General features: G+C 49.1%; 11 protein-coding genes. 4 read left to right on the top strand and 7 right to left on the bottom strand.

Features of this window, described 5'->3' with window-relative positions; genetic code table 11:
• Positions 1-143: 143 nt before the first annotated feature.
• Together AB1756_06500 and AB1756_06495 are read right to left on the bottom strand one after the other, a co-directional pair.
• A complete protein-coding gene (locus AB1756_06500) occupies positions 144-2,219 on the bottom strand; it encodes a tetratricopeptide repeat protein (protein MEW5806977.1) in 2,076 nt (691 codons plus the stop codon).
• A gap of 59 nt (positions 2,220-2,278) precedes the next feature.
• Complete coding sequence (locus AB1756_06495) at positions 2,279-3,187, bottom strand: cupin domain-containing protein (GenBank protein ID MEW5806976.1); 909 nt, start codon at positions 3,185-3,187, stop codon at positions 2,279-2,281.
• 177 nt (positions 3,188-3,364) lie between these two features.
• Between AB1756_06495 and AB1756_06490 the strand changes: the two genes are divergently transcribed.
• Positions 3,365-4,504, top strand: a complete 1,140-nt coding sequence (locus AB1756_06490) for a DUF362 domain-containing protein (protein ID MEW5806975.1) — start codon at positions 3,365-3,367, stop codon at positions 4,502-4,504.
• 29 nt (positions 4,505-4,533) lie between these two features.
• Here AB1756_06490 and AB1756_06485 read toward each other — a convergent pair whose 3' ends face one another.
• A complete protein-coding gene (locus tag AB1756_06485) occupies positions 4,534-5,502 on the bottom strand; it encodes a hypothetical protein (protein MEW5806974.1) in 969 nt (322 codons plus the stop codon).
• 164 nt (positions 5,503-5,666) lie between these two features.
• Between AB1756_06485 and rsmI the strand changes: the two genes are divergently transcribed.
• Positions 5,667-6,518, top strand: a complete 852-nt coding sequence (gene rsmI / locus AB1756_06480) for a 16S rRNA (cytidine(1402)-2'-O)-methyltransferase (protein ID MEW5806973.1) — start codon at positions 5,667-5,669, stop codon at positions 6,516-6,518.
• Between the two features lie 36 nt (positions 6,519-6,554).
• Here rsmI and AB1756_06475 read toward each other — a convergent pair whose 3' ends face one another.
• A complete protein-coding gene (locus AB1756_06475) occupies positions 6,555-7,379 on the bottom strand; it encodes a stage 0 sporulation family protein (GenBank protein ID MEW5806972.1) in 825 nt (274 codons plus the stop codon).
• Positions 7,380-7,601: 222 nt separating this feature from the next.
• Here AB1756_06475 and smpB point away from each other — a divergent pair, with 222 nt between their 5' ends.
• Positions 7,602-8,060 (top strand): SsrA-binding protein SmpB, encoded by a 459-nt coding sequence (gene smpB, locus AB1756_06470; GenBank protein ID MEW5806971.1) that lies wholly within the window; start codon positions 7,602-7,604, stop codon positions 8,058-8,060.
• 52 nt (positions 8,061-8,112) lie between these two features.
• On the opposite strand, the gene AB1756_06465 is transcribed toward smpB, so the two are convergent.
• From AB1756_06465 to thiS, 3 genes are all read right to left on the bottom strand, one after another.
• Positions 8,113-8,799: a Spy/CpxP family protein refolding chaperone gene (locus AB1756_06465; protein MEW5806970.1), complete on the bottom strand. Its 687-nt coding sequence runs from the start codon at positions 8,797-8,799 to the stop codon at positions 8,113-8,115.
• 128 nt (positions 8,800-8,927) lie between these two features.
• The gene (locus AB1756_06460) at positions 8,928-9,707 is read right to left on the bottom strand and encodes a thiazole synthase (protein MEW5806969.1); all 780 of its coding nucleotides are present in this window, start codon (positions 9,705-9,707) and stop codon (positions 8,928-8,930) included.
• A 24-nt stretch (positions 9,708-9,731) separates the two neighbouring features.
• A complete protein-coding gene (thiS, locus tag AB1756_06455; GenBank protein MEW5806968.1) occupies positions 9,732-9,932 on the bottom strand; it encodes a sulfur carrier protein ThiS in 201 nt (66 codons plus the stop codon).
• A 190-nt stretch (positions 9,933-10,122) separates the two neighbouring features.
• Here thiS and AB1756_06450 point away from each other — a divergent pair, with 190 nt between their 5' ends.
• Entirely contained in the window at positions 10,123-10,857 is a 735-nt protein-coding gene (locus AB1756_06450; protein MEW5806967.1) for a hypothetical protein, read from the top strand.
• The last annotated feature ends 32 nt before the right edge of the window (positions 10,858-10,889 follow it).

Raw genomic sequence — 10,889 nt, 5'->3', positions numbered from 1 at the left:
CTGAAGACAAGGGAAGAGGCAGCTCGCAGGAAGATCGCCGGGGAAAAACCTTATATCCCGCTCCCCCGTTGAAATCCCTCCTTAACCATAAATAAGGTTGGCCAACTGGATCGCCATGAGAAGAGTTGTCAGGATGAAGGTTTTCAATGTTTCATCTTATTTAGTTTCTCGAGGTTTAAGCGGATCTCTTGTTCGTCGGGAGCGCGCTCCAAGGCTTCCTCCCATTCTGCTCTGGCCTTATCGTATTCTCCCCTCAGAGCATATATGGTGCCCCGGTTGTTCATTGCAGCAATGGAATCGGGATTCAGCTCAATAACCTTTGAATAGTCGCCGAGGGCTTCATCGTATTTTCCCAAGATGGTATATGCTTTCCCTCTTGCCAGATAGGCATCTTCAGATCGAGCGTTGGCCTCAATGGCTCTTGTAAGGAAAGCAATGCCCTCCTCGTACCTGCCCATGGAAATAAGCAAATAGCCTGACTTCGTCATCGCCTCATGATTGTTCGGCTCGCTGTCGATGATCTTCTTAAATTCGGCAAGCGCCATCTCCGACTTTCCCTGGTCCATATAGGCAAGACCCAGGTTGTAAAGAATTGCTGCGTTGTCTGGTAAGATCTCCAGAGCCTTCTTGAAGCAGTTCATGGCCTCCTCATATTTGTTAAGACATCTGTAAGCAGTTCCAAGGTTGCTCCAGATGGTAGCGCTGCCGGGATCTAGCTCTATGGCTTTCTGAAAGGCTTCCACGGCATCAGGGTATCTCTTCCATGTTGTATAGAGCAAGCCAAGATCGTTATAAAGAATGACGGACTTCGAATCCTTTGTGATTGCCTCCTTCATCGTTCTCTCCGCACCGCGAAGATCTTCTGATCTCAACAAGATCTTGCCCAGAAGCCTCTGCGCGTCTGCTAATCCAGGTTCGATTGCGAGCACTCTCCTGACCTCTTTGTCCGCATTCTCAACATCCCCTTTATCAAAGTAAGCGCGCGCAAGGTTGCTTCTCGCATCGAGATACCCGGGATACATGGAGAGGGCTTTTTTGAATCTCTCCACGGCCTCGTCATACATTCTCATCTTGAGAAGGACGGCGCCGTAATTGTTCAGGACTCTGACACTGCCGGGAGAGACCCTTTCTGCCGAAGAAAAGAGTGAATAATCATCCTTCCAATCGAGATTCCTTGTGAATGTCCTCACCGAATATAGAAGAACGACCAGACAGAGAACGGCGATCTGATAAGCCTTGAAACCATCCAGCATCTCCATTGCCTTCTTAGGCTTTCTCCTCCCGGATCTTTTCGAGGTGAGGAAAAGGGCAAGCATCATGCAGAAAGAAAAGGAAGGGAGATAGATTAAGCTTTCGGACATGATCGTCTCGATCGTAAAGAAATAGTTGGAAACGATGGAGAAGGTGACGATGAAAAAGAGAATGGAGAAGAAGATTAGTCCTGACCTTCTGTAAGTCTTGAACAGCATAGATAACAGGATGAAAAGCAACGCGAGAGGGAGGAGAACAGAGATATCCCTTATCGACTCTGGCAATTTGATCTGATTGAATGAATAATCCGGTGAGAGCCTGAGCGGAAAGACCAGGAGCAAGAGATATTTTCCAAAGACCTTCGTAGCTCCAAGGAACCTTCCATACAAACCTTCCTGGGAAAGAGGATTGCTGACAGGATCCACGCCGACGGAACCCATCGGGTTGCCGAAAACGATGGATTTTATGCCAAGAAAGAGAATTGCAGCCATTACGAATAGCATGTAACAAAAGATGCTTTCTCGCCGCTCCTTCTTTCCCGGGAAGGGCTCTTTGCTGAAGGCCATATCGTGAGCGATTATCACTGCGGGGAAGACGATTGCACTTCCCTTTGCAAGAAGGGAGACTAAGAAAGCTAGCGGCGACAACGCGATGACCAGGAGCCTCTTCTTGCCGACAAATTCCTTGCTTTTCACAAAGAGGAAGAGAGCACCAAGGAAAAAGAGGGAATGGATGAGCTCCACTCTTCCTGCAAGACTGCATATGACTTCCGTGTGGATCGGATGCGAGGCGAACAGGAGGGAGGAGGCAAAAGCCAGCATCACACTGGTTCCCATCTGCATCACCAAAAAGAAGATCAGTACAGAAATCAGAGAATGAAGACCGATGTTGATGAACTGGTTGGAATTAAGGAAGAGAAGAATGGAAAACAGGAAGAGAAAAAGAGAGAGAATGAGCTTTTTTACCATATCAAGCCATCATCTATTCCAACGAATCGGGAAACCACCACAAAGAGGCTCGCTGACTCTTATGACGGTCTGAGGTAAATGCACAACAGGCAGGAATCCTGTGAAGCTTCCCGTGGCGTGATCCTGAATTTCGTTCCCACCGGAATTCCAAGAAAGTAGGTCGGATGAAGCTCGATCTTGCGATCGAGAATCTCAAAGAGAGCTTCCCCTCTGAAATAGATGATGACCAAGTCGTGCCCTCTCGCCATGTTTTCATCTAAAGGAGAGCTCGTCCTCATTAACCGCATCTCGACATTCTTAAAGGCATCGACTCTGCCCACTGCAACCTGCCCTGCCCCTGCTCCCACCATTGAATCCGCTCTGGAGGAAAGATCTTGGTAGGAACAGATAGTGCTTCCAGAACTTCCGGAGCTCCATGGCTCCCCGGAGATGGAATCCTCTTTGAGATAGAGATTTCCCTGAAAAGGAGGTGTCGATATGACAAGGCAGGCAAGAACCTCGTCAGTGGCGTTTAAGAATTCATGAGGGCTTCCAGGAGGAGCGTAAAAGAGACCGTTTTTTTCGAGAAGAATTTCACCTCTGCGTTGAGGGCCTCTCGAGCCGCCTTCCTCAGTGACGACGCTATGAATCTTCGCTTTCCCTTTTATGATGAAGTCGCATTCCTCACTGTTATTGTGAACATGAAGCGGGCAGATCTGCCTCGCCTGCATGGCATGAACATGAAAGCTGACCTCTCCATTCTCGAATAGAGAAAAAGAAAGATCGGAAGTAAAATCGCTCCGTTGCTCGATGTCGGCCAGCCTCCGTGTGAGATCTTGGGCAATGAAAGGAACTTCTCTCCTCTGCAATTCCCTCTCATCCGCCTGCTGCCAGAAAGATGACAGCCGCGGAAGGTAATGAAAAACTATCGCCGCGATGATCACCGCAAGAACGACTGCCAGGACCAGGATGATCTTCGATCTGTCCATATTTCTCTTTTCTCTCAACCCTGTGGCTTCTCCGCTGATAGGGCGTTATCTTGCAGATGCTTCATGTTTGGAAAATTCTATCTATCGCGCTGAAAGTCGTCAAGCTTACCTTGAAAGATTCGTCTTCTTGATGTTTGCGCAAGCGCTGTGTTATAGAATAGGAGCGATGGAACAAGGATGAAATCTTTAAGAGAGAAGGTAAGTATAAATGGCTGCCCGGCATATTCCCTGAAGGATGTCAGGCAGAGCATTGTAAAAGGCCTCGAGCCCTTTGGGGGGATCGACTCCTTCGTGAAAAGCGGGGACAGAGTCCTCATAAAGCCGAACATGCTTATAGCAAAGTGCCAGGAAGACGCGGTCACCACGCATCCTGTCATAATCGAAGCCGTCATCGAACTCGTTAAGGAATCGGGCGGAAAACCCTGTGTCGGCGACAGCCCGGGATTTGGAAGCATGGAACGGGTGGCGAGAAAATCCGGGATTTCTAATGTCTGCCAGAAACGGGACGTCCGTATGATCGACTTCGATGCCTCAGGAACTGAGCGGGTGGGAAAAGAGGGAATTTTCAGGAATATAAGGGTAGCCCGGGCGGCTCTGGACACGGATAAGATCATCAACATTCCCAAGATCAAGACCCACGCCCAGATGGTTCTAACCATGGGAGTGAAAAACCTCTTCGGATGCGTCGTCGGAAAAGAAAAGGCCAGGTGGCACTTCAACGCGGGGAACAACAGGCTCTTTTTTGCAAGATTACTCGTCGAGATTTACAGGGCGATCCAGCCTGCTCTGACGATATCTGATGCTGTTGTTGTCATGGAAGGAAATGGGCCAAGCGCCGGCAAGCCAAGGAGGATCGGCATAATCGGCTGCGCGAAAGATGCCGTGGCTCACGATGCCGTCTTCTCGAGCATTCTCGGCCTCGGCGCTAATAACCTCCCGGTCATAGAAGCTGCCAGTGAAATGCATGCCTGGACCCACTCTCTAAACGACATCGAGGTAATCTCCGAAAAAAGCCTGGAAGAATTAACACTGAAAGATTTCGAATTCCCTCCGACAGTGGACATCATGTTCAATTTCCCCCGCCCGGTTCAGAGGCTGGTCAGGAATTCCATCACATCGAAACCTGTAATTAATCATGAGAGATGCACGAAGTGCATGAAATGCGTCGATATCTGCCCTCCGGGTGTCATGGCAAAAGTCAACTCCCTTATCGAGATCGATTACGGGGATTGCATTTCCTGCTTCTGTTGCCAGGAGATCTGCCCGGAGGGAGCCATCACTCCCAGAGAAGGCTGGCTTTCCCGACTCATACCTTGAATGCCCTGCATTTGGCAACCATGGAAAGGTTAAATTATCTTGAGGAATGAATCATCCCTGGTGAAGTGGAGGGCGTAAACCCTGGCCCTTTCAGCGATCTCGGTGGCGATGTCGAGCGCCTCCTGCATCGGAAAGGGGGAATCCTTGATGAAAGGGATGGCAGAAGCAAGTCTTGCTGCAGCTTGGACGAGTGGCATCTCCTTGAGGAATGTTCGCTTATCCTTGACCAGCCAGTAGAAGCCTGCAATTTCAAATTCTTTATTGATGTTACTGAAGGGGATGGCATCCTTCTCATGGCGGAACCTCTCGCCACCGCTGAAGGGGACCCCGCTGGCATATGGCTTACCGTCCCTGAGATAGACCAGAACCTGGTCATCACTCAACAGCGGGAAGCTTTTTGCAAAAGTGGCAACCGTCGTTTTCCCAGCTCCGGAATGACCGAAAAAGAGATGAGCCTTTTCATCCTTCACGACGCCTGAAGAGTGCAGGAAAAAGGATCCATTGTGCAGGGCAAGATATGAGAAGATGACTCTCAGGAAGTTCTCGATAATCATCCGCCGGTTCAAGTCTTTCCCGGTACAAATAGCCAGTGATCCCTTACTGGTTTTCCTGTCATATCTGCAAGCAAAATGATAAGCCCAGAAGAATAGAAAACCATCTTTTTCATAAAACTCTACCCGAGAGATCTCACCGCGTGCAGGCCGCTTTAGAAAGGAGAGTCTCGAGGACTCGACAACAAATATATCCGCATTTCCTGATATGGCCGTTCTTCCTGCGATCTCCGTCAAGGCTGCTGGAGACCTTGATGACAGGACATCTTCACAAGCGAAGGGTTGGTACATCTCGGCAATTAGAGTTTTCCATGCCGGATCGAGTCCATGAAATGTCAGGGAAAGATGGGCGAAGGCGATGGAAATGAATTCTTCTCCGAACGGGGAATGAAACTCCTCGAAGGAGTCCTTTTCAGGATGGAATTCCTTCTCAGCATACTTTATCATGAAGCTCCTCTCTATTTATTTTTAAATATATCAGAACCATGAATCGATTCAACATATCCATGAAAAGACGGTCTTTCGCGCGAAGCAGGCTTATCATGTCAAGGTGCTGCATGTCGGTGAGAAATGATATAGTATTGCAATCGAGGAATGAACCAGGTATGGATATGGCAAAAGGAAGACTCTTTGTCGTGGCAACACCGATCGGGAATCTGGAGGACATGACCTTCCGTGCCATCGAGACCCTTAAGAGGGTCAGCCTCATCGCATGCGAGGATACGAGGGAGACGAGAAAACTCCTGACGAGATTCGATATCAAAACGAAATACACGAGCTATCATAAGTTCAACGAACTCACGAAATCTAGGCTTATCCTGAACGTTCTGGGAAGAGGTGAAGATGTTGCTATCGTCTCCGATGCAGGAACTCCGGGCATCTCTGACCCAGGAACGTTACTCGTGGCGCTTGTAGTCGAGCGGGGCTTTACTGTAGTGCCGATTCCGGGAGCCTCGGCCCTGACTGCCTCCCTTTCCACGTGCGGCTTTCCGCTCGACTCCTTTACCTTTCATGGATTCCTGCCAAAGAAAAAGACCTCGAGAGAAAAATTCCTGAAAGCCCTCTCCCCACGGGAAGAGACCCTTGTTTTCTTCGAATCGCCCCACAGGATCACGGAATCCCTATCAGATATGGCATCCATCCTCGGCCCAAGAAAGGCTGTCCTCTGCCGGGAACTGACGAAGATTCACGAGGAAATTCTAAGAGGAAACCTTTGCGATGTTCAGGAACAACTCAGAAACAGGAAAGAAAGCATCTCCAGGGGTGAGTTTGCCCTTATTGTGGAAGGGTCAAAGAAGAGCAGAACAGATCGGTCGCATGCTCCTCTCTATGAGCATTTTAGAAAGCTCGTCGATGAGGAAGGTCTCGAGCGCAAGGAGGCCATAAAAGCCTTGGCAAAGGTGAGAAGCCTCTCTAAGAGCAAAGTCTATAAAGAGATATTGATGAAGGAAGGGAAGCTGTGAAAGAGACAAAAGGCAAAATGAGAAGGACGGTTGATGCTATTGCTGATATTTCAGATCGGTATCCATCGGCATAGAAGGGTCTTCAGGAGATCCGGCACTCTTTTCAGGAGCATTGTCCTGCGGTTGGCAGATCACATCTTCTTCCTCTTGGGTGAGGAGTTCGTCTTCGGTGATCTCCATTTCCAGTTCCCCATTCTTTTCCTGCCTTCTTCCTGAAACCCGATCTTCAAATTCGTAGCGCAGGCAGCACATCAATCGACCGCAGAGTCCTGAGATCTTCGAGGGGTTCAGGCTCAGACTCTGGTTTTTCGCCATCTTGATGGATATCGGTTCGAACTGGGTGATGAAGGTCGTGCAGCAGAGAGGCCTCCCGCAGCATCCGAACCCTCCCATAACTCTCGCCTCGTCCCTCACGCCGATCTGGCGCATCTCAATTCTCGTTCGGAATCTCTGGGCAATGTCCTTGACGAGTTCGCGAAAATCAACCCTCTCCTCCGCCGTGAAATAGAAGGTTATTTTCTTCCCGTCCGAGGAGAGCTCGGTATTCACAAGCTTCATGGCAAGCTTTCTTTCACGGATCTTATCGACACAGTAATTAAAAGCTTCCCTTTCCCGACTGGCCTTTCTCTGATAGATCTCGCAATCTTCCTCGTCGGCCTTTCTGAGGATCTTCTTATAACTTTTTCCGCATCCATGGAGATGTTCCAGATTGGAAAATCCCATGACGACAGTTCCAAGCTCTTCTCCCCGCTCCGTTTGGACGATGCACTTATCCCCCACGTTCAGTTCGAGTCCGCCGGAATCGAAATGGTATATCTTCGCCGTGGAATTAAATTTTATCCCCACAAGTTCAAGGGGCATGAATTTCACTCCTGTTTAACTGTATTTATCAACCCGAAATCTTAGAAACTTCTCTACAACTTTATAAATTATAACATTTTATTAATGCTTCATATAGGCTTCCATCCCTCCCCATGGTTCCTTTGCTTTGCTCTCCTTGCAATACGTGCGTGCTTTTTTACCATGGCGCGCGAAGCGCAACCTTCTCTGTGATAAGATACTTGCCTGAAAGGGCGGGCTGAGATGGAGAAGGTCAAGATCCTGGCAACGAACAGGCAGGCTCATCATAATTATTTTATCCATGACAGGTATGAGGCGGGCATAGCCCTCGTGGGAACAGAGGTCAAGTCCTCGCGAGAGGGGAAGATCAACCTGAAGGATAGCTATGCGAAATTGGAGGATGGCGAGCTCTTCCTGGTCAACTGCCATATCAGCCCGTACTTCCATGGCAATATCATGAATCATGATCCGCTGCGCAAGAGGAAGCTTCTGATGCACCGAGGCGAGATAAGGCGCCTCGAAAAGAATATCATTCAGGCAGGATTCACGCTGATTCCCCTCCAGGTCTATCTGAAAAAAGGTAAAATCAAAATAGAGATGGGTCTCGCAAAAGGGAAAAAACTTTATGACAAAAGGGAGGCCAAGAAAAGAAAGGATATCGACCGTGAAATGAAACGGGAAGGGCGACGCCCTTCCCGTTAGTCTGGCTTTACTATCCTACCAGTATTCTTCTATGATTCTTTTCTTCTGCTCCCTATTCAACCTCAACTTCTTCTACACCCTCGATCTCCTCACCTTCATCGCCTTCCCCTTCGCCAGGAGGAGGAAGTATCATGACCTCATCTTCCTCATCAAACCAGAAGCCGCCTCCCGGTTGGCATAGATGTCTCGTCATCCTTTGAGGGCGGTTCGTCTTCTTCTTGATCACTCTCTTCCCCATGCATTCGTGAGCCATCTTTTTAACTTTATCGATCTGCTCTTTGGTCAGAACGTCTCCTCCCGCAAGCATCATCTCAAGCTTCTCGAGGGCCAGATCGGATTCGGAAGCAGCGATCTCCTTCGCCTTCTGCCTGATCAGGTTCTTATCGAGCTTGTCCTCATCGAGGAGACTTCTGATCTCCAGTCTTTTCAACTCAAGATTGGAATGGAGATTGATCATCTTCTTCTGATGTTCAAAGTGAAGCTTCTTCAGTTTGGTTATCTGTTCAGGCGTGAGCCCCAGCTTTTCGATGAACTCTGGATTATTCAAAAGTTTGCCAACCGGAATGTTTGGCCCCATCCCGCCGCACCCAAGTGGACACCCTGGATGCCCCGGACCTCCCCTGGTAAAAGCTCTTTCCGGATCTCCTTTCCCGCAGCGATTGGGCTCCGCATATGAAGCCGAAATGACCAGTCCCGCAATGATGAGGATCGCAGCGATGATAGCAACTTTTCCTTTCATCTTGACACCTCCTTAAATTTTTTATTCAACTCATTAGACAGATCAATGCATCATAAGGTTTAAGCATTTTGCAGTGACTCATCCGTGGTTGATAAGAATCGCGCTGATCGCACGTGAAGAGTTCGTGCTCATCGGATGATGCCTTCTATCGGGCTGGAGGCCGTAGCATAGAGCTTTCTGGGGATTCTCCCCGCCTCATAGGCAATTCTTCCAGACTCGACCGCGAGGCGCATAGCCCTTGCCATCTTGATGGGATCTTTCGCTCCAGCGATCCCCGTATTCATCAAAACGCCATCGCATCCCAGTTCCATGGCGACGGTAGCATCGGAAGCCGTTCCCACACCTGCATCGATGATGATCGGGATGTCCTGGATTGCTTCCAGGATGATCCTGATGTTGTTCGGGTTCTGTATCCCGAGGCCTGAACCAATGGGAGCTCCCAGCGGCATGACGGCGGCCGCTCCAGCATCCCTCAGCTTCCTTGCGACGACGACATCGTCATTTGTGTAAGGCATGACGATGAACCCTTCTCTCACGAGTTCCTTCGTAGCCTGGATGAGCCCCTCGTTGTCGGGAAAGAGTGTCTTTTCATCCCCGATCACCTCCAGCTTTATGAGATTGGAAAGCCCTGTCTCCCGAGCTAGAAAAGCGGTCCGGATCGCATCATCGGCTGTATAGCACCCTGCCGTATTGGGGAGTATTGTGTACTTATCGGGATCGATGTAATCTAGGAGGGACTCCTTCGAGCGATCAGAGATATTAACCCTTCTGACGGCAACGGTCACTATCTCGGCTCCCGATTCTTCGAGCGCCCTCCTCGTCTGCTCGAAGGAGGCATACTTCCCCGTTCCTATGATCAACCGGGAATTGTACTCTCTGCCCGCTATTGTCAGTCTTGGCATGTCCATGATTTTCTCCACGAAAAGGCTTATTTAGCCACCGCCGACGAAATGAACGATCTCCACCCTGTCGTTCTCCTTCAGGATCGTCTCATCGTATTTCGCCTTATTGATTATATGCCTGTTGTGCTCCACGGCCACTCCCTGAGGATGCAAGTCAAGCAACTTCAGCAGGTCCGAGATCGTGGAGCTCTCGACCAATTCGAACTTTTCACCATTTAAAATGATAGTCATCTTCAGGTTTCGACCGATTCCCCTATCATTTATTGAAATTTATTATAGACCGCTTTAATTCCCGGCGCATCCCATATATTGAAATTTTGAGAAATCGACAGACCCATGGAAATGATGTACGATATTTTGATAATTAGTCTGCTTGTAAAGAAAGACCAACATGATCATCTAAATGCAGGAGGAGGAAGCAATGATTAAAAGAATGCTGAGCTTTTATTTTCTTCTCACCCTGATGGGCGGCTCCATCCTGGCCGTCCAGACTGAACAACAATCCCATGCCTCCTGCGCGGAAACCAGCGGCAAGATACCGGAACTTGTGGATTTTCACAAAGTCATATACCTCATCTGGCATGAGGCTTATCCAGTCAAAGATTATGCTGCGCTCGTGAGCTACGTCCCCGATATCCAAATGCTGGCAGAGAAGCTCTACGATGCGAAACTGCCGGGGATACTGAGAAATAAAGAGACCAAATGGAAGGAAGGCATAGCGGAACTCAAGAAATCGGTCAACGCCTATTCCAGCGCCGCAAGAGGCACAGATAAGGAAGCTCTTCTTAACGCCGCAGAGGAGCTGCATTTCAGGTATGAGATGCTAGTCAGGATCATCCGGCCAGTCCTGCGGGAGATCGATGAGTTCCACAAGGTCCTTTACGTCATCTATCATAAATATCTGCCTATCAAGGATTACGAGAAGATAAAAGCCTCCAGCGAGGATCTGAAAACAAAAGCCGAAGCGATTGCCCAGGCTTCGCTCCCGAAGAAATATCTGGGGAAGACGGAGGCATTCAATGCCGCTGCGGATGCGCTCCTGCAAGAATGCAAAAGGTCAGTGATGATCTTTAAGGCTGGAAATGGCGAGGCCATCGAAAAAGCCGTGGAAGACATTCACACAAAATACCGCGCTTTCGAAGCGATCTTTGAATGAAAACGAGGAGATCAATGCCATTGCCTTCACCA

The sequence above is a fragment of the Acidobacteriota bacterium genome (genome assembly GCA_040752675.1).
In the GTDB taxonomy this organism is placed as follows: domain Bacteria; phylum Acidobacteriota; class Polarisedimenticolia; order JBFMGF01; family JBFMGF01; genus JBFMGF01.
The sequence above is the reverse complement of the archived record's forward strand: the minus strand, read 5'-3'. Positions and strand labels throughout refer to the sequence as shown.

Coding starts and splice junctions, on each gene's coding strand:
- thiS (MEW5806968.1), bottom strand. CDS start 9,932: ATGACTATCATTTTAAATGGTGAAAAGTTCGAATTGGTCGAGAGCTCC.
- AB1756_06465 (MEW5806970.1), bottom strand. CDS start 8,799: ATGAAAGGAAAAGTTGCTATCATCGCTGCGATCCTCATCATTGCGGGA.
- AB1756_06475 (MEW5806972.1), bottom strand. CDS start 7,379: ATGCCCCTTGAACTTGTGGGGATAAAATTTAATTCCACGGCGAAGATA.
- AB1756_06490 (MEW5806975.1), top strand. CDS start 3,365: ATGAAATCTTTAAGAGAGAAGGTAAGTATAAATGGCTGCCCGGCATAT.
- AB1756_06485 (MEW5806974.1), bottom strand. CDS start 5,502: ATGATAAAGTATGCTGAGAAGGAATTCCATCCTGAAAAGGACTCCTTC.
- AB1756_06500 (MEW5806977.1), bottom strand. CDS start 2,219: ATGGTAAAAAAGCTCATTCTCTCTCTTTTTCTCTTCCTGTTTTCCATT.
- AB1756_06450 (MEW5806967.1), top strand. CDS start 10,123: ATGATTAAAAGAATGCTGAGCTTTTATTTTCTTCTCACCCTGATGGGC.
- AB1756_06460 (MEW5806969.1), bottom strand. CDS start 9,707: ATGGACATGCCAAGACTGACAATAGCGGGCAGAGAGTACAATTCCCGG.
- AB1756_06495 (MEW5806976.1), bottom strand. CDS start 3,187: ATGGACAGATCGAAGATCATCCTGGTCCTGGCAGTCGTTCTTGCGGTG.
- rsmI (MEW5806973.1), top strand. CDS start 5,667: ATGGCAAAAGGAAGACTCTTTGTCGTGGCAACACCGATCGGGAATCTG.
- smpB (MEW5806971.1), top strand. CDS start 7,602: ATGGAGAAGGTCAAGATCCTGGCAACGAACAGGCAGGCTCATCATAAT.